The sequence below is a fragment of the Pseudoalteromonas sp. NC201 genome (genome assembly GCF_002850255.1).
In the GTDB taxonomy this organism is placed as follows: domain Bacteria; phylum Pseudomonadota; class Gammaproteobacteria; order Enterobacterales; family Alteromonadaceae; genus Pseudoalteromonas.
Genome location: NZ_CP022522.1, coordinates 3781830 through 3802014, shown reverse-complemented (window position 1 = coordinate 3802014; position 20185 = coordinate 3781830). Strand labels below are relative to the sequence as shown.

Annotated in this window: 19 protein-coding genes; 12 read left to right on the top strand and 7 right to left on the bottom strand. The window is 43.9% G+C overall.

Annotation, left to right across the window (positions count from 1 at the left end; all coding sequences use genetic code 11):
- From PNC201_RS16675 to PNC201_RS16660, 4 genes are read left to right on the top strand one after another with little or no spacing between them, the layout of a single operon-like run.
- Nucleotides 1-2688, top strand: coding sequence for a methyl-accepting chemotaxis protein (locus PNC201_RS16675; RefSeq protein ID WP_102057666.1), 2688 nt, complete (start codon nt 1-3; stop codon nt 2686-2688).
- A gap of 51 nt (nt 2689-2739) precedes the next feature.
- Nucleotides 2740-3570, top strand: coding sequence for a CheR family methyltransferase (locus PNC201_RS16670; RefSeq protein WP_095728126.1), 831 nt, complete (start codon nt 2740-2742; stop codon nt 3568-3570).
- Nucleotides 3557-4171, top strand: a complete 615-nt coding sequence (cheD, locus tag PNC201_RS16665) for a chemoreceptor glutamine deamidase CheD (RefSeq protein WP_010378457.1) — start codon at nt 3557-3559, stop codon at nt 4169-4171. Before PNC201_RS16670 ends, cheD begins: the two co-directional genes overlap by 14 nt.
- Before the next feature lie 9 nt (nt 4172-4180).
- A complete protein-coding gene (locus tag PNC201_RS16660; RefSeq protein WP_039490870.1) occupies nt 4181-5209 on the top strand; it encodes a protein-glutamate methylesterase/protein-glutamine glutaminase in 1029 nt (342 codons plus the stop codon).
- A 33-nt stretch (nt 5210-5242) separates the two neighbouring features.
- Here the strand turns inward: PNC201_RS16660 and PNC201_RS16655 are convergent, their stop codons facing one another.
- Nucleotides 5243-6286, bottom strand: a complete 1044-nt coding sequence (locus PNC201_RS16655) for a polysaccharide deacetylase family protein (RefSeq protein ID WP_102057665.1) — start codon at nt 6284-6286, stop codon at nt 5243-5245.
- 27 nt (nt 6287-6313) lie between these two features.
- Here PNC201_RS16655 and PNC201_RS16650 point away from each other — a divergent pair, with 27 nt between their 5' ends.
- A complete protein-coding gene (locus PNC201_RS16650; protein WP_010604356.1) occupies nt 6314-7582 on the top strand; it encodes an MATE family efflux transporter in 1269 nt (422 codons plus the stop codon).
- 10 nt (nt 7583-7592) lie between these two features.
- Here the strand turns inward: PNC201_RS16650 and PNC201_RS16645 are convergent, their stop codons facing one another.
- Together PNC201_RS16645 and nfuA are read right to left on the bottom strand one after the other, a co-directional pair.
- Nucleotides 7593-7871, bottom strand: a complete 279-nt coding sequence (locus PNC201_RS16645) for a hypothetical protein (RefSeq protein ID WP_102057664.1) — start codon at nt 7869-7871, stop codon at nt 7593-7595.
- The gene (gene nfuA / locus PNC201_RS16640) at nt 7871-8446 is read right to left on the bottom strand and encodes a Fe-S biogenesis protein NfuA (RefSeq protein WP_010378467.1); all 576 of its coding nucleotides are present in this window, start codon (nt 8444-8446) and stop codon (nt 7871-7873) included. Before nfuA ends, PNC201_RS16645 begins: the two co-directional genes overlap by 1 nt.
- Nucleotides 8447-8591: 145 nt before the next feature.
- Between nfuA and PNC201_RS16635 the strand changes: the two genes are divergently transcribed.
- The gene (locus PNC201_RS16635) at nt 8592-11117 is read left to right on the top strand and encodes a M14 metallopeptidase family protein (protein ID WP_102057663.1); all 2526 of its coding nucleotides are present in this window, start codon (nt 8592-8594) and stop codon (nt 11115-11117) included.
- A 58-nt stretch (nt 11118-11175) separates the two neighbouring features.
- On the opposite strand, the gene PNC201_RS16630 is transcribed toward PNC201_RS16635, so the two are convergent.
- Entirely contained in the window at nt 11176-11847 is a 672-nt protein-coding gene (locus PNC201_RS16630; RefSeq protein WP_102057662.1) for a ComF family protein, read from the bottom strand.
- A 57-nt stretch (nt 11848-11904) separates the two neighbouring features.
- On the opposite strand from PNC201_RS16630, the gene bioH reads away from it, so the two are divergent.
- The 3 genes from bioH (at nt 11905) to PNC201_RS16615 (ending at nt 13933) form a co-directional block, all read left to right on the top strand.
- On the top strand, nt 11905-12636 hold the full coding sequence (gene bioH / locus PNC201_RS16625) for a pimeloyl-ACP methyl ester esterase BioH (protein ID WP_102057661.1): 732 nt from the start codon (nt 11905-11907) through the stop codon (nt 12634-12636).
- Nucleotides 12637-12740: 104 nt separating this feature from the next.
- A complete protein-coding gene (locus PNC201_RS16620; protein ID WP_102057660.1) occupies nt 12741-13049 on the top strand; it encodes a hypothetical protein in 309 nt (102 codons plus the stop codon).
- Nucleotides 13049-13933, top strand: coding sequence for a putative metalloprotease CJM1_0395 family protein (locus PNC201_RS16615; protein WP_010604361.1), 885 nt, complete (start codon nt 13049-13051; stop codon nt 13931-13933). Before PNC201_RS16620 ends, PNC201_RS16615 begins: the two co-directional genes overlap by 1 nt.
- Before the next feature lie 116 nt (nt 13934-14049).
- Here PNC201_RS16615 and PNC201_RS16610 read toward each other — a convergent pair whose 3' ends face one another.
- Nucleotides 14050-16362 carry a Tex family protein gene (locus PNC201_RS16610; RefSeq protein ID WP_102057659.1) on the bottom strand — a complete coding sequence of 771 codons (2313 nt, stop codon included), beginning with the start codon at nt 16360-16362 and terminating at the stop codon, nt 14050-14052.
- Nucleotides 16363-16445: 83 nt separating this feature from the next.
- The gene (greB, locus tag PNC201_RS16605; RefSeq protein WP_010378480.1) at nt 16446-16931 is read right to left on the bottom strand and encodes a transcription elongation factor GreB; all 486 of its coding nucleotides are present in this window, start codon (nt 16929-16931) and stop codon (nt 16446-16448) included.
- Nucleotides 16932-17145: 214 nt separating this feature from the next.
- On the opposite strand from greB, the gene ompR reads away from it, so the two are divergent.
- Genes ompR through PNC201_RS16590 form a run of 3 tightly spaced genes read left to right on the top strand, consistent with a single transcriptional unit; the run spans nt 17146 to nt 19934 of the window.
- On the top strand, nt 17146-17865 hold the full coding sequence (ompR, locus tag PNC201_RS16600) for an osmolarity response regulator transcription factor OmpR (RefSeq protein WP_010378483.1): 720 nt from the start codon (nt 17146-17148) through the stop codon (nt 17863-17865).
- Between the two features lie 5 nt (nt 17866-17870).
- A complete protein-coding gene (envZ, locus tag PNC201_RS16595; protein ID WP_102057658.1) occupies nt 17871-19184 on the top strand; it encodes a two-component system sensor histidine kinase EnvZ in 1314 nt (437 codons plus the stop codon).
- 24 nt (nt 19185-19208) lie between these two features.
- On the top strand, nt 19209-19934 hold the full coding sequence (locus PNC201_RS16590; protein ID WP_233525187.1) for a hypothetical protein: 726 nt from the start codon (nt 19209-19211) through the stop codon (nt 19932-19934).
- Nucleotides 19935-19978: 44 nt separating this feature from the next.
- On the opposite strand, the gene PNC201_RS16585 is transcribed toward PNC201_RS16590, so the two are convergent.
- A complete protein-coding gene (locus PNC201_RS16585; RefSeq protein ID WP_010604365.1) occupies nt 19979-20173 on the bottom strand; it encodes a hypothetical protein in 195 nt (64 codons plus the stop codon).
- Nucleotides 20174-20185 lie beyond the last annotated feature (12 nt).

Sequence of the window (20185 nt, the reverse complement as noted above, 5' to 3'; positions counted from 1 at the left end):
ATGAGCGATCAAGCATTAGCAAGTCAACTCAACAGTAGGGTTCTGATTGCGGGTGCCATAATATTTGTGGGCTTGGCAATTAGTGTTCAAATGTTGAATATTAATATGTCTACACAAGCCTATGTGGCGATGGTTATAGCAGCTGTCAGTGTGGTGCTGGCAATTTTACTACTTAAGCAGAGCGCAAATATTCTGCTTTCTAAGTTACAAGATGTTGAGGAAATTGTTCCCGCGATAGAGAGTAAAGATGCTAGCTTACTCGATGCAAGTAATGCGTCACGTCAATCATCCTTATACAAAGCGGTTGCTAATTTATTAAATGGTGACGCAGTAGATAGTCAAGATCATAGCCATAGTTTGTTGCTAGCTTTAAAGGTCTGTCAGGCCAATGTTATGCTTGCAGATGCTTCTCTCAATATTGTGTATTTGAACGATTCCGTAACCAGTATGCTGCGTAAAAATCAGGCTAAGTTACAGCAAGAATTGCCTGGCTTTAATGTGGATAGTTTGATTGGTGCAAACATTGATACATTTCATAAAAACCCCAGCCATCAGAGAGGCATCCTAGCTAATTTGACCCGTCCATATGTCACACAAATCAAAGTGGCAGGTTTGACCTTTGATCTTATTGCCACGCCTGTTTTCGATGATGAAGGGCAAAGGATCGCGACTTTAGTTGAGTGGAAAGACCTTACAAGAGAATTAGCGCTAGAGAAAAAGCAGGCGGACTTGGCGAGTCACAATGCTCGTATATCGAGCGCGCTGGACGTTTGTCAGGCAAACGTAATGCTAGCGGACGAAGGATTGAATATTATTTATGTTAATGATTCGGTTGTGCGAATGTTGAGAGACAATCAAACGCAGCTTAGAAAATCATTACCGAACTTTGATGTGGATACGCTTGTAGGGCAATGTATTGATGTGTTTCATGCGAACCCTAGCCATCAAAGAAATCTGCTTGAGAAACTGAGTGATGTATACAGTACAGATATCAAAGTTGCTGGCTTCACCTTTGGTTTAATTGCGACCCCGGTGTTTGATGAAGAGAAAAAGCGGATTGGTACCGTTGTAGAGTGGGACGACAAAACAGAGCGTTTAGTTCGTGAAGAAGAAGAGAAAACTGCCGCAGCTGAAAACTTACGCGTCCGAAGAGCATTAGACAACGTTTCAACGAATACGATGATAGCAAATGAGCAGTTTGAGATCGTTTACTTGAATCGCGCAGTGAAAGATATGATGAGAAATGCTGAGAGCGATCTAAGGCGTGACCTGCCTAATTTTGACAGTAACCATCTTATGGGGGCGAATATTGATGTATTCCACCGCAACCCAAGTCATCAACGCAGTATGCTTTCTCGGCTCGAAACTGAGTATAAAACGGAAATCGTTGTCGGCGGAAGAACCTTTGGTCTAGTCGCCAACCCGATATTTGATGGCAATAATGAACGCGTGGGCACCGTTGTCGAATGGGAAGATAGAACCAAAGAAGTTACGATTGAGAAAGAGGTGAATGGCCTCGTTCAGTCGGCTAACGCTGGTAACCTTAGTGTTCGTTTATCAGAAGATGGGAAAGATGGCTTCTATTTAAGACTAACCAAAGGGTTAAATAGTTTAGTGTCTACTGTCGATGAGACTGTTACAGATATGGGGGATATGTTAGACGCATTGGCGACTGGTAATTTGACTAGGCGTATTGAAGGCGATTATCGCGGGGCTTATGAAAAGCTTAAAAAAGACGCAAACACCACTGCTGAAAAGTTAACCGAAATGCTTGGTCGCATACGTACATCTGCAAATCTAGTTGCCAGTGGTGCAGATGAAATATCTCAAGGAAACGCAGATTTGAGTCAGCGGACCGAGGAGCAAGCTTCCTCGCTAGAAGAAACTGCTTCTAGCATGGAAGAAATGACGAGCACAGTTAGACAAAATGCAGATAACGCGAAAGTAGCTAATGAGTTGGCTGAAGATACTTGTGACAAGGCGACCAAAGGCGGTGAAGTAGTCACACGCGCAGTTGAAAGCATGTCTGAAATTAATGATTCAAGTAAGAAAATTGCTGACATTATAGGTGTTATTGATGAAATTGCTTTCCAGACAAACCTATTGGCATTAAATGCAGCCGTTGAAGCTGCTCGGGCTGGAGAGCAAGGTAGAGGATTTGCTGTGGTTGCCGGTGAAGTTCGTAATCTAGCTCAGCGCTCTGCCGCAGCAGCTAAAGAAATTAAGGACCTGATCAGAGACAGTGTAAGTAAGGTTGAAGATGGTACGTTACTGGTTAATGAGTCAGGTGAAACACTAAAAGAAATAGTTGAGTCTGTTAAGCGGGTGACAAACATGATTTCTGACATTGCTGAAGCGTCGATTGAGCAGAGTTCAGGTATTGAGCAGGTTAATAAAGCAGTGTCACAAATGGATGAAATGACGCAGCAAAATGCTGCCTTAGTTGAAGAAGCGTCAGCCGCAGGGGAGTCGATGGCTGAGCAAGCAAATGATATGAGAAGATTATTAAACTTCTTCACTCTTGATGAATCTTCACACCGTAGCTTAGAAATATCTGAGTCACCGAAGAACTATAAAGCGCCAGAAAAGCAATTACCAAAACGGACAATGAACTCCAATAAGCCACCGCAGCAAAACACGAGAAGTAATCAGTTTGCTGATGACTCGGAAGAGTGGGAAGAGTTTTAGGGTTTGGTAATAGACCAATTCCTTAGTGGGGTTGGCTGAAGGAATACGACGATGCGAGAGTTTCTGTTGACCGATAAGGATTTTTCCGAAATTTCGGCTCGGGTCTATGACACATGCGGCATAGTACTCGGGCCGCATAAAAGGGAAATGGTTTACTCAAGGTTGGCAAGGCGCATAAGAGCCAACGGGCTAAAATCATTTGAGGCGTATTTATCTTTTTTGGAAGAAAATCAAGATGTTGAGTTTAGCCATTTTATTAATGCAATAACAACTAACTTAACTTCTTTCTTTCGAGAAAATCATCACTTCGAGTTCTTAACGAAAAGAATAGTTCCTGAAATTATTGCCAGGCACAAACACGATAGAAGAGTTCGGATCTGGTCTGCTGGATGCTCTACAGGTGAAGAGCCTTATAGTATCGCGATGACCATTGCGAATGCTTTTCCAAGTGGTTGGGATGTCAAAGTGCTAGCAACAGATCTAGATTCCAACGTCTTGGGCAAAGCGAGTCTTGGAGAATATACGGCAAATAACGTCACGGGTTTAGATGAAGATAAGCTCAAAAAATGGTTTCTTAGAAGTGCTGATGGAGCAATGTATAAAGTGAAGCCTAAATTGCAATCCTTCATCCATTTTAAACGACTTAATCTTCTAGAACCATGGCCAATGAAAGGACCCTTTGACGTTATTTTCTGTCGTAATGTCTTAATTTATTTTGATAAAGAAACCAAAGACAAACTCTTTGAGCAATATCATGACATGTTAGTTCCCAATGGTTACTTACTTATCGGGCATTCCGAAACGATGGGGAAAGAGCACCTAGAATTTAAAAATCTAGGTAAAACCATTTATCAAAAAGGCCAGTTGAATGAGAGAGTTTAGACCTGTTCTCAGAGGCTTCGAGCATGTAAAACGCTTTTGGGATTCAGGGCGTGCCAAAGTCGTCGCAAAAGTACTTCCGGGGGAGTTTTATGTATCCAAGCAGGACGAACTGATTTCGACTGTATTAGGTTCCTGTATTGCCGCCTGCGTATATGACGAGAAGTTGGGGATTGGTGGCATGAATCACTTTATGTTACCCGGAGCAAAGGCACTAAGAGAAGTACATGCGGATGACCTAAATTGTCGCTACGGCAACTGGGCGATGGAGTATCTGATAAATGAAGTACTCAAAAATGGGGCGTCTAGAAGCAATTTAAAAATCAAACTTTTTGGCGGTGGAAAAATTATTAGCGCAATGACTGATATTGGAGAAGGGAATATCAGATTTGCTCAAGCCTATGTGGAAGAGGAAAGTTTGAATTTAATTTCACAGGATGTAGGTGGCCCTTGGCCAAGAAAAGTTATCTTTCATCCTCAAAGTGGCAAAGCACAAGTGAAAAAGTTACGAACCATGCACAATAACACAATTGAACAACGTGAAGTGCGTTACTTACATGACATTGAGGCTCAAGACAATAAAACGGATATTGAGCTATTTTAGGTGTGAAATATGATCAAAGTTCTGATTGTTGACGACTCGCCGTTAATTCGTGGGTTGTTAAAAGAAATTTTAGGTCAGGCGGATGGTATTAAAGTTGTTGGCACCGCGGAAGACCCTTATGAAGCTAGAGAGCTCATTAAGTCTACTTCACCTGACGTATTAACTTTGGATATAGAAATGCCAAAAATGAATGGCATTAATTTTCTTAAAAACTTAATGCGTTTAAGGCCTATGCCTGTTGTGATGATCTCTACGTTGACCCAAGAGGGATCACCCGCCACGATAGAAGCACTAGAGTTAGGTGCAGTTGATTTTATTTCTAAGCCCACCAGCAATGTTGCTGATACCTTAATGTCCTATTCTGATTTACTGGTTAAGAAGATTAGAGTAGCGGCAGGTGCACGAGTGAGGGCTTTTAAAGCACCAAAACAGGAAAGCGAATTAGAAATTGGCCGTAATTATACATTTTCGCGTAATACTATTTTAGCCATAGGCGCCTCAACTGGAGGAACTGAAGCTATCAGAGAGGTGCTTATGCGATTACCAACACACGCGCCTCCTGTTGTTATCACCCAACATATCCCACCAGTTTTCAGTACCTCATTCGCACAAAGAATGGATCGCACCTGTGCGGTATCAGTCAAAGAAGCGGAAGAGGGAGATGTTTTATTACCAGGTCATGTATTCATTGCACCGGGAGACAAACATCTTAAGGTGGCACACACAGCAACCGGATATGTCTGCCGATTAGATGATACTGAGCCTGTTAATCGTCATAAACCTTCCGTTGAAGTGTTATTTAACTCCCTTGTGCCAATGGGTAAGCATGTTTGTGCTGCTATGCTCACGGGAATGGGCAGTGATGGAGCAAAAGCAATGCTAGCTTTGAAAGCTGCAGGTGCTAAAACATTTGCACAAGATGAACTTAGCTGTGTGGTATGGGGAATGCCTAGAGCTGCGTACGAGCTTGGTGCAGTGCAAAGCCTAGTACCTTTGAGTAAAGTGACTGAAACCATGCTGAGCGCGGTTAAAAAGTAAGGGTAAGAGCTAATTTGCTCCTACCCAAAGCTGTTATTTTTCAATAACCCAAGGTTGTGAAAACCAATAATATCGTCCTGTGTCTTTGATTGAAGGTGCAGTACAGTTATATCGTGACCGTCCTATGGATAGTGCTTTCGGGGTTTGGATACGTACGCTGGTTTCTGATAGCCACGTCAGCTCAGCTTGCCCAACACCTGAAACGTAGCATGCAAATTGACTCTGATGAAAATCCTTATTGTTAAAATGCAACGTGATTGCTGGGGTTTTATTGTTCGTGACGCTATCAAGGTACTCTAATTTTTGTAGAGAGAACGCTTTGGTCTCGAGCTTAGTTTTTAATGTTTCTAAGTTGCTGTAGTTTCCCGATGCGGGAAAGCGAGCGATACGTGTAAAATCTGAAGAAATACCAACCGCACCAGAGTGTTGCCCAATACCAATAAGTCCAAGCTCTGCTACTAGCTTTTGTAATTCATGATTAAATTCGCCGTACGGGTATGCGAGGTAGGGGTAATCGTGGCCAATTTCTTCTTTAATTCGCTGTTGTGACCATGTGATATCGTGCTCAACACGCGCACGCCACTGTGCCACTGTTTCATTTTTTAGTTTGAGATGGAGGTAATCGTGCTTAGCACTATGATTTGCGATAATAGCCCCGCGTTTTGCTAATGCCCTCAGTTCATCCCACGTCATGACATAGCTTTTCTTTTCGTCAATAAGTTGAGGGTTGACGAAAATCGTATAGGGAAAGCCAAAAGATTCCAGGATCGGGGCCGCCGCAGTGATATTGTTTTCATAGCCATCATCAAAGGTGATAGCTAACGTTTTTTCTGGTAAAGACTTACCCGACTTCAGGCTATCTAACAAATGTGGTAAAGGTATCACCGAAAAACCATGTTCTTTAATGTGGTTAAGATGAGATTTAAAGGTTTCTTCACTCACGCTGGTGACCGCTGGGAGTTTCTCACTCACGTGATGATACTGTAAGATAACCGCACTCCAACTATTTGCTGAAAATAGGGCCAAACCAAAAATAATATGTTGTATCAATTTCTTAAATGCCATAAAGCGCAACATCTGAGCCTCTTACTACTTGCAGGTCCGATGATACTATCAAATATTACGGTGCCACTGTTAGGATTAGTCGATACGGCAGTAATTGGTCATATGGGGGATGCGCATTTTTTGGCTGGGATTGCGCTTGGCTCTAGCGCTATCTCGGTACTATTTTGGCTTGCAAGTTTTCTGCGAATGAGTACAACAGGAGTGATCGCTCAATCAAGCGGCCAGCAAGACCATGACAAGCTAACACGTTCACTATATACCAGTATGCTCATTGCGCTGCTCTTCGCCATGAGTTTGATTGTGTTATCTCCTCTGCTGATCCAAGTTATTGCTCAGCTTTCAAATGCTTCTAGTGAAGTATTTGAGCAAGCAAAATTATATTTTCAAATCCGTGTATTTAGTGCGCCTGCAGCAATGTTAAACCTTGTGCTGCTGGGCTTTATGCTTGGGATGCATTACGGGCGAGGGCCATTCTATCTGGTGTTGTTCACAAACATAGTGAATATAGCTTTGGACATTTTATTTGTTGTCGGATTTGAGTGGGGAGTAGCAGGCGCAGCTTGGGCTTCACTGATTGCAGACTATTCGGCATTAGGCTTATCCTTGTTTTTGAGCGCATTGGTCGCAAAGCGTCACGGTATTACGTTGAAATTCACTCTACCAAAGCGCGCACAGTGGATCAGTTTACTCACCTTGAATCGTGATATTTTTATTCGTTCCTTGATCTTACAACTCTGCTTTAGTTTCATGACTTTCTATGGCGCAAGGCTTGGTGAGATCACACTAGCGGCCAACGCTGTCTTACTGAATTTTTTGATGTTAGTCAGCTTTGCGATGGACGGTATTGCTTATGCTGCGGAGGCTAAGGTCGGCAGAGCAAAAGGACAAGGCTCGTTGGGGCAATTGCAATTATGGGTAAAAGTAAGCCTGTTTTGGGGGGCCGCATTTGCGCTTTTATACAGCGCTATTTTTTATCTAGCTGGTGGCTGGATCATTAGCTTATTAACCAATATCCCCGAAGTGATAACGTTAGCAGGCACTTACTTACCTTGGTTGGTGCTATTACCTTTGATTGCCATGAGTTGCTTTTTATTTGACGGTATCTTTGTGGGGCTTACTCGTGCTAAAGAAATGCGAAACAGCATGTTAGTTTCTGCGGTATTCGGTTTCTTCTTGCCGTTTTTGATTGCATTGCCACTCGGTAATCATGCGCTCTGGCTTGCGATGAGTTGTTTTATGGGGTTGCGTGGATTGACTTTGGCATATAAATATCATCAGCTCTCTCGAGAAGCTGCTTTACTCGAATAATGGAGCTGCGTTAAGCAAATGGGTCGTTATCTTTTAGGGCTTGGCGGCGTTTTTCTCTGGCTTCTATCACTTGAGAAAAGCGATTAGAAAAAATACCAATATAACCGTAAAAGGCACAGCACAAACCAGGAAGTAAAAGCACTAAACCTGCGATTTGAAAGCGATGATCTTGATAATAACCCAGTGCGATTAAAGCACCCGCGAGTAACACAATAACAAGGCCAAAAAGGAAAAATTTGAGGCTTCGCTTAGGGTGAGACCCTAAGCGATAAATGAGGGTTTTGCTCATTAATAGTAAGAGTGTTCGCCACGCGCGTGCTCTGTGATGTCACGTACGCCATTGATCTCTTCAAACTTAGCGATCATCTCTTTTTCGATGCCCTCTTTCAATGTGACATCAATCATTGAGCAGCCGTTACAACCACCGCCGAATTGAAGTACTGCAATACCATCTGCGGTAATTTCTACTAGGCTAACTTGACCACCATGATTGGCCAATTGTGGATTTACTTCTGTCACAAGCATGTGCTCTACGCGTTCAGCTAGGCTCGCATCGTCACGTAATCGTTTAGCTTTGGCATTCGGTGCCTTAAGCGTCAACTGACTCCCCATTTTATCGGTAACGAAATCGATATCGGCTTCTTCTAAAAATGGTGCACTTTCTTCATCAACGATGGCTTCAAAACCATTAAACGGTAAGCGGATATCGCTTTGTTCAACGGCATCTGCTGGGCAATATGACACGCCACACTCAGCTTGAGAGGTGCCTGGATTAACCACGAAAACCCTAATATTGGTGCCTTCAGCCTGATCGGCTAATAGTTTCGCGAAATGGCTTTGGGCAGAATCTGAAATATGGATCATAATTCGCTCTATACTTGACTAAATTACTCGGTTAATACGTATCATACTCTCCTCGTCGTGTTGTCGCTAGTGTTCGGCGTAAAAATTTGGCAATCGGCGGTGTGCTTGTTAGCTTGAAAAGTAATCGGAATTAAAGGACATTATCATGCGGTTAATAAGCTGTATTATCGTGCTGTTGAGCTTTAGCTTGCAGGCCAAGCCCATTGCCTATTATTTTGGCGATGAAGTAAAATTTGATCCCACAATAACTACGCCAAAACAAGCATTTGGATATGAAGTTGGGCAGTGGCATTTGCGCCACGATCAAATCGTTAATTATCTACATACCCTTGCAAGCGAAAGTCCAAGACTGAGTGTCGAAACAATCGGGTTTAGCCATGAGCGACGTCCTTTGTTACTCCTAAAAGCGAGCTCGCCACAAAACCAACAAAACTTGGCGCGTATTCAGCAAGATCATATTGCTTCATTGAGCAGTAGCCAAAACCGTTCAGACCAGCCAGTTGTGATGTGGATGGGGTATAGCGTGCACGGTAATGAGTCTTCAGGAAGCAATGCCGCGGTACTCATGGCATATTATTTAGCTGCGGCGCAGGGCGAGTCTGTTACGCAGCTCCTTGATAATGCGGTGATATTGTTAGATCCAGCTTTGAACCCTGATGGCTTATCACGTTTTGCTACATGGGCAAACGCCAATAAGAGCATGTCGCTATCAACCGATCCTGCACATCGTGAGCATAATGAGTCTTGGCCTTCTAGTCGCACTAACCATTATTGGTTTGACCTCAATCGTGACTGGTTACTACTACAACATCCTGAGTCAAAAGCACGGATCAAAGCGTTCCATCGTTGGAAACCAAACGTACTGACCGATTTTCATGAAATGGGACCAAATAGTACGTATTTTTTCCAACCAGGGATCCCATCAAGAACTCACCCAATTACCCCATTACAAAACGTAGCGCTAACCAACGAGATTGGTAAGTTTCATGCCAAAGCTCTTGATGCGCAAGGGGAGTTATATTTCACTCAAGAGAGTTTTGATGACTTTTATTATGGCAAAGGTTCTACGTACCCCGACGTAAATGGTGCGGTTGGCATTTTATTCGAACAAGCTAGTAGTAGAGGGCATGCACAAGAAACTCAGTATGGCGTGTTGAGTTTTCCTGAAACGATTAAAAATCAAGTCACGACGAGTCTCTCGACATTCCAAGCCAGCATAACGCATCGACGCGCTTTACTTGATTATCAGCAGCAGTTTTATCAACAAGCGAACGAGCTTGCGAGTAAAGATGAAATCAACGGTTACGTTGTTGCTCGCGGCAAAGATAACTACCGTTTTCAAGCGTTTGTGGATTTATTGAAACAGCATCAGATAGAGGTTAAATACCTCTCAAAAGCCAAAGAAGTTGATAACACCGAATATCAGCAAGGGGATTTATACATTCCTCTAGCCCAGCCGCAATATCGCTTGATAAAAGCACTATTTAGCACACAGACGCATTTTAAGGACAACACGTTCTACGATGTTTCAGGTTGGACGATGCCGTATGCTTATGATTTAGCTTTTGCCGCAGTAAAAAGTGGCTGGGGTTTAAAGCTTCAAGGTGAATCGAGCACTGACTCAAATATATTGGCTCCCGTTGCAGGAAGTTATGCTTACACCATAGAATGGCATCATTACCTGGCGCCACAATTAGCAAATCGCCTCTTACGGGCTGGAGTGAAAGTAGCAGCTGCAATGTCACCATTTTCAGCATCAACCACCTCAGGCTCTCATGACTTTCAGGCCGGTACATTGGTGATAGCAAGTGGTATTCAACAGCAAGCGGACTGGTTTACTGAGCTTGAAACAATCGCCAGAGAGCTTTCACTTCCAGTATATAGTGTGACTACAGGCATGACACAAAGTGGCGTCGATTTTGGTTCAAGACAAATGCTGCAGCTGCAAAAGCCAGAAGTCCTCATCATAGGTGGTGCGGGTGTAAGTCAATATGAAGCGGGTGAGCTTTGGTATCATTTGGATAGGCATTTAAAACTAGCCCCGTCGATTGTGGAAAAGCAGCATATCGAGAAACTCGATCTTACACGCTACACCCATATTTTATTGGCTGATGGTAAATATGGAGATTTAAGTGACAAGAGCAAAGCCAAGCTCTTGAGTTGGGTTGCTAAAGGCGGTGTGATTTGGGGGCAAAAGCGTGGTGCACAGTGGCTAATCGAACAGCAACTACTAGACGCTAAAATGGTTTCAAGCAAAGAAATGCGAGCCCAGTTTGACAGCAAAAATCTCACCTTTGCAGATCAAGATAGCCTTTCGGCAAAGCAGCGGATTGCCGGCGCGATTTTTGATGCGCGTTTGGATTTAAGTCATCCCTTGTCTTTTGGCTTCGAGAACCGGGAATTACCTGTCTTTAAAAATAGTACTTGGGTGATGCATCGTAATAATAAGCCATTTATCGAGTCGTTGACTTACACTCAAAAGCCTTTATTGGCAGGGTATACTGATAATATCAACGTTGAGCAGATCGCAGGTTCCTCTGTCTTGATTGCGTCAAAGTCTGGACGTGGGGTGGCTGTTGGAATGACTGACAACCCGGTATTTCGTGGCTTTTGGTTCGGTTCTAGCCGGTTGCTAAATAACGCGTTGTTCTTTGCACACGGCATAAGATAAGGTCCAGAACATTTAGCAAGTTGATTGGTATCTGTTATATCAATCAAATAATACGCTTTTAAGCGTCGAATGGTGTGAGGCTGATAGCCATCGCCCACACCATTTTTGCCCCATTTTGTTTACACACTTTTGCCGCTGCATTCATGGTCGCGCCCGTTGTGATCACATCCTCAAGTAATACGATATTTTTTCCTTCAACAGGTTGGCTGAGCACAAAGGCATTGTTTAAGTTACGTTTTCGTTTAGCTTTGGTCAGCTCAGATTGTGGCTTGGTGTGCTTTGTTCTTTTGAGTATTGTTTGGGTGAGTGGTAGCCCTTGCCAAATTTGCTCAACTTGATTGTAACCTCGTCGGATTAACCGTCTTCGGTGTAGTGGCAAACAACAAACAAGGTCTACAGGGAAAGCATTTTCTTCACTGAAGCGCTGCCATAGCGCCTGAGCTAGCAGGTTTAAGGCACATTGATAGGCTTTGCTGTGGTTAAACTTTATTCCTTGCAACCATGTGTTTATAGGCGTGCGGTACCAACTCGCCACGGTTAACCCATCGCAGTCTTCAAGGCTAACCATGCGTTGGATATTGGGGTAGTTAAGTAGATTAATCTCTTGTTCCATAAAGTCTAAGCAGGCTTGTAAGCAGTGTGGACAAAGCAAGGCTTCTGTTGTGCGTTGTTCACAACATACACAAGGCTGACACCACTTTTTAGGTAATAACCGATTAAGTTGGATCATTGCTTTCCATCCCGGGTTAGCTATCATGGCGTCAAGTTTGGTATAGAGAACAGATAAATGCAAAATGAAGTTGTGCTGCTCCATGGTTGGGGGATGAACAAAGCGGTGTGGCAGTTATGCGAGGAAGCTTTTGCACCTACAACACTAATTAAAGCGGTCAATCTTCCTGGATTTGGTGGTACACCAAGCGCTGAGGGCGATTATTCTCTTGAGCGTAACGCTTTACTTATTGCTGAGCAGCTGATGCCACAAAGCGTGTTGATAGGCTGGTCTTTGGGGGGCTTATTTGCATTGTATTTAGCTGCTCATTTTCCAGACAAAGTTAGCAAGGTTATTTTGGTCGCTTCAACGCCATTTTTTTGTGAGCAAGCAGATTGGCCCGGAATAGCCCCTAAGGTGCTAAACAACTTTGAGACTCAACTGCAAACCAATAGCGCAAAGACGATAGAAAGGTTTTTAGCGATTCAAGCGATGGGCAGTGAACATGCCAGAGAAGATATCAAACAACTCAAAGCGCTACTGGGCACACTGCCGGAAGCGGAGGCGAAAGCACTAGCTGGTGGACTGGAGATATTAAAATCGCAGGACTTACGAGATGAATTTTCACGGCTGCAACTTCCCATAATAGGTATATTCGGCCGTTTAGATTCTCTTGTTCCACAAGCGGCTGTAGAGAAAATGCAGGTACTCAATCCAAATTTTAAGGCTCATACGCTTGCAAAGGCCTCTCATGCGCCTTTTATCTCTCATAAAGAAGCCTTTTTATCACTCCTTAAATCAATTGTTTAAATATTTGGAGTAATAAAGCGGCAAAAAATTGCCGCTTTTACTTTTCTTTGTTGATATTTTGCGCAATAATTAGTCAGTAAGAAAAGGTTTATCTAGGTGCTAATATGCCAATAGGTGATGTGTTAAATAATGGAATTGACGGTTATAACCGCGCTGCTCAGGGGATTGCCCAAGCAAGTGCTGATATTAACCGCGCTGCCATCGATCAACAAAGTGATTCTGAACGTGCAGCTGGGCGGCAGTTGCAGGGGGCTAGTGCCGGTGAAGCTGTGACGGCTCCAGTGAGTGAGACGCCAAGCTTGACCGAATCAGTGGTAGCCTTAAAAGTTGAAGAGTTTAACGCGAAAGCCAATGTGCAAACTATTCGCACTGCAGATGAAGTGCTAGGTACGTTGATTGATATTAAAGTGTAATGAACATAGTAACGCCACCACCGGCGATGAATTTAAACACTGCCAACGTGTACACCGAAACGGTTGTACGCGATAACCAGCTGCGTGAAGCGATCCCAAAACCTGCACCAACTAATCCCTCATTTACTGAAAACCGCAACCTCTCCGATTCTGAAAAAGGCCGCTCTTCTAACGTAGACGATGCAAAAGTTTACGGCTCTGATGGTAAAACAGAGCAAAGCAAAACTATTCAAGGCAAAGAGCAAGGTGAAAAAGGCGAAGGCCAAGAAAAAGAAAAGAATGAACAAGAGCAGCAACAAACAGAGCAAGATGAGCAGGTCGTTCAAGAATTAAAATCTCGAGATAGAGAAGTAAGATTACATGAGCAGGCTCATGCCAGAGTAGGTGGGCAATATGCCGGATCACCGAGTTATGAATATCAGCGCGGTCCTGATGGCAATAACTACGCTATTGGCGGTGAGGTGATGATCGACGTTGCGCCGCTTGAAGGTGACCCGCAGGGCACGATTGAAAAAATGCAAACGGTGAGAGCGGCAGCGTTAGCACCAGCAGAACCATCTGGCGCTGACAGAGCCATCGCAGCAGATGCGACTCAAAAACTCTCGGCGGCGCAGGCTGAGTTGGCAAAAGCTTCTATCAGTGGTGAAGAGCAAAGTGATAGCAAGCGGGTACAAAACATTCAAACTCGCCGCTTGAGTGGTGAGCAGGCAAAAGCAGAGAGTGAAGAGGAGCAAGCCAAGCTTAAGCAGGATGCAGATCCTTACGCTGTTGCGATGCCAATTGAAGCTGACCCTGAAATCCAAGCAAGATCGCTCAGGATCTCAAATTTTTATCAACATGTAGCGATGCCTAACCAACCCGCATCGCTATCAGTGCAAATTTAACCGTAGGTATTGGCCTTCTCCTCCGCGGGTCATTGCAGTGAAAACGAGTTAAAACCCCCGACAAACGAAAAGCGCGACCAAGGCCGCGCTTTTCTTTGTTCACTGTTCTGTTGAGATTACTTCTTCAGCTTTGCGAAGGCTTCAGCAAAAGCATTACCCATCGCGGCGTTACCTGCATCTCGTGACTTTGGCTTAGAAGACTTAGGCGCCGGTTTTCCTTTGTGCGGCTTAGCGTTCTGTTTTTGCGCTGGAGCTTGAGATATTTCATCGTTTAAGCGCATGGTAAAGCTAATGCGTTTACGAGGCACATCAACCTCAATCACTTTGACCTTAACGATATCTCCCGCTTTAACGACTTCACGTGGATCGGAAATAAACTTATCCGTGAGTGCTGAAATGTGAACAAGTCCATCTTGATGTACACCTACATCCACAAAAGCCCCAAAATTGGCAACATTAGAGACCACACCTTCTAAAATCATACCGACTTTAAGATCTGTGATTGTCTCAACACCAGCTTTAAACTGCGCCGTTTTAAATTCTGGGCGAGGATCTCGGCCTGGCTTATCTAATTCTTTGATAATATCAGTGACCGTTGGTACCCCAAACTTATCATCTACATAGTCATTTGCCACAAGGCCATTCAAGACTTCGCGATTACCGATAAGGGTATTCACTTCTAGATTTTGTTTTTTACAAATCGCTTTGACAACAGGGTAAGCTTCAGGATGCACTGCTGATGCATCCAGTGGATCGTCGCCATTGGCGATACGTAAGAAACCGGCTGCTTGTTCAAATGCTTTAGGTCCTAATCGCTCAACTTTTTTAAGCGCTTTGCGATCCGTGAAAGAGCCATTTTCGTCGCGGTATTTTACGATGTTACTGGCTAATGTTTTATTCAAGCCCGAGACGCGCGTTAGTAATGGTATCGATGCCGTGTTCACATCGACACCCACTGAGTTTACGCAGTCTTCGACCACAGCAGTTAGCGTTTGCCCTAACTGGCTTTGAGAAACATCATGCTGATATTGGCCAACACCGATTGATTTTGGTTCGATTTTTACAAGCTCTGCTAACGGATCTTGTAATCTTCTTGCAATAGAAACTGCGCCACGTAGAGATACATCAAGATCTGGAAATTCGTTTGCGGCAAATTCAGAGGCAGAGTACACCGATGCGCCAGCTTCACTCACCATGATTTTATTAAGTTTTAATTCGGTGGCGCTTTTTAGCAGTTCTGCGGCCAGTTTGTCGGTCTCGCGAGACGCGGTTCCGTTACCAATAGCAATAAGCTCAACTTTGTATTGGCGACACATTTGCTCTAGTGTCTTCAGCGACTTATCCCACTGGTTTTGAGGGGCATGAGGGTGGATAGTACTGGTTGCAATCAGTTTGCCTGTGGCATCGACAATAGCGACTTTACATCCGGTACGTAATCCCGGATCGATACCCATTGTCACTTTTGCACCTGCAGGCGCAGCCATCAGCAGATCTTTTAGGTTTTTCGCAAAAACTTCGATAGCATCTAGCTCTGACTTTTCACGCATTGACCCTAAGAATTCGTTTTCCAAGTGCAGGGCGATTTTAATCTTCCATGCCCACTGGACTACACCCATCAACCAATCACTGGCAGCTTTACCAGAGACGGCTAGGCGGTAATGATCGGCAATGATCTGTGCACAAAATTGAGCGGCGTCTTCTGCACTTGGTTCCGGGTTGATAGATAACTGCAAAAAGCCTTCGTTACGTGCTCTTAGCATCGCCAGCGCACGGTGTGATGGAATTTTATTTAGTAGCTCATTATGTTCAAAGTAGTCACGGTATTTGCTTCCTGCTTCTTCTTTACCTGCGATGACTCTTGCTTCGATTTGCGCGTTGTCTTTAAGGTGTGCTCGGAGCTTAGCAAGTAGTTTAGCGTCTTCTGCAAAACGCTCCATGAGAATGAATTTAGCGCCATCTAAAGCCGCTTTGCTGTCAGCAACGCCTTTGCTTTCATCAATGAAAGGGGCCGCTTGTTGCTCTGGGTCTAATGTTGGATCTGCAAATAAAGCGTCAGCTAAGGGTTCCAAACCTGCTTCTATCGCGATTTGGCCTTTTGTTCTGCGCTTTGGTTTGTATGGGAGATATAAATCTTCGAGTACGGTTTTACTGTCGGCGGCTTGTATTTCTGCACTTAGCTCAGCAGAGAGTTTACCCTGTTCATCGATGGTTTTTAAAATAAACTCGCGACGTTCATCAAGTTCTCGTAAGTAACCTAACCTTTGCTCAAGCAAACGCAGTTGAGTGTCATCTAAGCCACCCGTTACCTCTTTACGGTAACGTGCAATAAATGGAACGGTTGCCCCTTCGTCTAGCAAACTAATAGCAGCATTAACTTGCTGTTCTCTGGCGTTAAGCTCAGTTGCTAAACGTTGTGTGATATTGCTCATGCAAAATCCTTATACTCTTCTTAATCGGTCTGTGTTGCCTAGATAATACTCATCTCGGGCAAACAAAATTTAGCTCAATGTTATCATTGTTCGGTGTTTCTGCGATATTCGATTTGGTTGATATACCAAAGTCTTCGGCCGTGCGGTGTGGTGACCGTAATTTCATCATCGACTTGTTTGCTTAGTAAGGCCCTTGCCATTGGCGCATCGATGGAGATGTAGTCATTGCGTTCGTATATTTCATCAGGTCCAACAATCCGAAATGCACGAACCTCGCCTTCTTCGCTTTCTACTTCTACCCAAGCGCCAAAAAATACTTTACCTTCTTGTTCGGGACTATATTCCACGACTTTTAGTTCGGGCATACGCTTTCGTAAAAAGCGCACCCGTCTATCTATTTGCCTTAATAAACGTTTATTGAAGGTGTAGTCGGCATTTTCGGAGCGATCGCCTAAACTCGCTGCCCAATTCACAATTTTGGTGATCTCTGGGCGCTTTTCAAACCACAGATGATCATGTTCTTGCTGCAGTTGGCGGTATCCTTCGGGCGTGATCAAATTCGTTTTCATGTTTCTCAGGTATTTTGGGTTAAACCCTTGTAATGTTCGGTAACAATCTAGTATCAATGTATGGTGTCGAAAAGCACCAAATTCAATTATATTTAAGCATAATAATATCATGGTCCATTATCGCCATGAGCGTTAAATGAACAGGATGATGATTTGTGCACGAAATGTCGCAGATCAGCAAGCTTTAGTAAATTAATAAATAGAAGAAATATAAATGGGAAATGAAACCACCAAAGTGCTCGTAGTTGATGACGATATGCGTTTACGCAGTCTTTTAGAGCGTTATCTCGTTGAGCAGGGATTTATCGTCCGCAGCGCAGCCAATTCTGAACAAATGGATAGACTACTTGAACGCGAAAACTTTCACTTAATGGTGTTAGATTTGATGCTTCCTGGAGAAGATGGCCTTTCCATCTGTCGTCGTTTAAGACAAAAAGAGAATGAGATCCCAATTGTTATGTTGACGGCGAAAGGTGACGAAGTTGACCGTATTATTGGCCTTGAGCTTGGCGCAGATGATTACATTCCAAAACCATTCAACCCAAGAGAACTGCTGGCGCGAATAAAAGCCATTCTTCGTCGTCGTGCCAAAGAAGTACCAGGTGCGCCTGCGGCAGAAGAAAATGAAGTGAGCTTTGGTAACTTTACCCTTAATTTAGCGACGCGAGAGATGCAACATGGGGAAGCGACAATTTCACTTACCTCAGGTGAGTTTGCGGTACTTAAAGCACTGGTGAGTCACCCTCGCGAGCCGCTTAGTCGAGATAAGTTAATGAACCTTGCTAGAGGGCGTGATTATAGCGCACTTGAGCGTAGCATTGACGTTCAGGTTTCGCGCTTACGTCGTATGATTGAAGATGACGCCTCTAATCCTCGCTATATACAAACGGTGTGGGGTCTTGGGTATGTATTTGTGCCTGACGGTGTGAAGTAGCCAGCATGTTACCTCGTAGTGCATTTGGGCAAACCGTCTTCTTTGTCGGCGCGTTACTATTGATAAATCAAGTCGTGTCTTACATTACCGTTACCTTATACGTCTTCAAACCAACCTTTGAACAAGTGAATCTGATGCTCGCTAAGCAGGTTAAAACGGTCTTCATTGATTGGGAAGATGGTGTTGAAGTGGACAATACACTATCTCGCAAATTTTTTGAGATAACCGGCATTGAGGTGATGACACAAAGAGAGGCGTATGTAAATGGGCTGGGGCAGGCCAAAGAATATACATTGCTGTCTCGTAGTATGTCGGAGCAACTTAAGGGCTCTGCGCGAGTCAGGATAAGCCAAGGAGATCCGGTTGTTTATTGGGTTGAGCCACCACAAGCGCCAGGATATTGGGTAAGAGTGCCGCTTAGCGGACTCAGTGAAACAAAAATGGAGTTTTTAGTTTTCTACCTCTCCAGTATTGGTTTCTTAAGTGTGTTAGGGGGTTGGCTTTTTGCTCGGCATCTAAATAAACCGCTAAAATCACTACAAATTGCTGCTAGTCGAGTAGGGGTCGGGGACTTTTCAACCCGGCTTGTTGAAGAAGGGTCCACGGAAGTCATAGAGGTGACTCGGGCGTTTAATAAAATGTCTAAAGGGATCGCAGACCTAGAAAGTGATAGACGACTGTTAATGGCTGGTGTATCGCACGATTTACGTACGCCCTTAACCCGAATTCGTCTAGCAACTGAAATGATGTCGGATGAAGAAGACTACCTGCGCGAGGGGATAATCGACGATATTGAAGATATGAATGCGATTATTGACCAGTTCATCGAATATCTCCGTCATCACAACGGTGCGGAAATGTCGGCAGACGATGTTAACACGGTTATTGAAGAAGTTGTTCATGCAGAGCAGCAGCATCAGCGACCAATTCACCTGCAAGCAGAGGAATACTTACCAGCGGTAATGATGAATGCCGTCGCGTTAAAGCGAGTGTTTACTAACATGATTGAAAATGCGATCCGTTATTCTGAACAAGATATTGAGGTGACGACAGAGTATAGCCCCAAGCACCGTGCTGTTATCGTAAAAGTAATGGATAGAGGGCCTGGTATTCCTGAGTCAGAGTTAGAGTCTGTATTCGAACCATTTAAACAGGGAGATCAGGCTAGAGGGAGTGAGGGGAGTGGTTTAGGGCTTGCCATTATCAAACGTATCGTGACCACACACGGCGGTAAAGTAAGACTACGAAATCGAGATGGTGGTGGTCTGATCGCGGAGGTTTCTTTGCCAGCTTATCGGGGAAAGCTTGAGGAAGCATGATTTTCAATAGGGTAGGCGAGCAAGTTGAGCACAATAAAGCATAGGGATTTAAGCTATCAAAAGGGAGTGTTAGATACACAGTATTTAAACCAATTGAAGCGAGTGATAGCGACAAGCTTTTCCAATGTCGAGGTAGAGCATTACTTTGCTTTGTACTTTGAAAAAGGCGAAAGCACAAAGCGCAGACTCCGGTTGTTTTTATCAGGCGGTGACATTGTCGGCTATTGCTTATTGACCTTTGATGATAGCAACAAGGATGTTTGCATTGTTGGCGCTTCAGCTGCTTTTTTGCCTGACTTTAGAGGGAAAAACAGTACCTTTAGGTTTTCTCTTATCGAGGTATTAAAACGTTATATACGTAACCCACGTAGAAAACTGTTATATGCAGATACCATGCTCAGTCCCGCCATGTTCAGGGCCATGGCAAAAAATATCGCCGAAGTTTATCCGAATAGCTTGTCTCAAAATAGCGCGATAGCAATTCTCTATGACACCATCAATCCAGTTGGCTTGGTAAGCCCTTATAATGGCCTAAGGTGTTTGAAAGCTGTTGGACGCAAAACCAATTACAGCGAGGCTGAAATTACACGCTTTAGAGAAAGCAGCAAAACTGAGATTGCACTTTACTGTTGTGTTAATCCTGACTTTGATAAGGGAATTGCGCTTGTGGCTATCATTCCAATCACAATGAAACAATTTGTATTAACCTTTAAAAAGTTGGTGCTAAATAAGCTTTGGAGTACGTCGTAATAGGGCGAGTTTTCGCCCTATTAAAGGACTTGGTTATCGCGTTATTAGCAGATATCTACTGAACGACAAAGTCCCATTGACTCACAAATTGCAACGTGAGTATCACAAATTTGCCAACTGCCACAATCAACTCTAGAGCCAAAAGTCGCGCCCGCGGCAGCAATTTTTCTGGTCGCCTGATTGTTTAGATCTTTCGCTTGCAGCGATTTTAGTTGTTTCTTTTTTAATTGTAATTTCATGGTTTTCCTTAT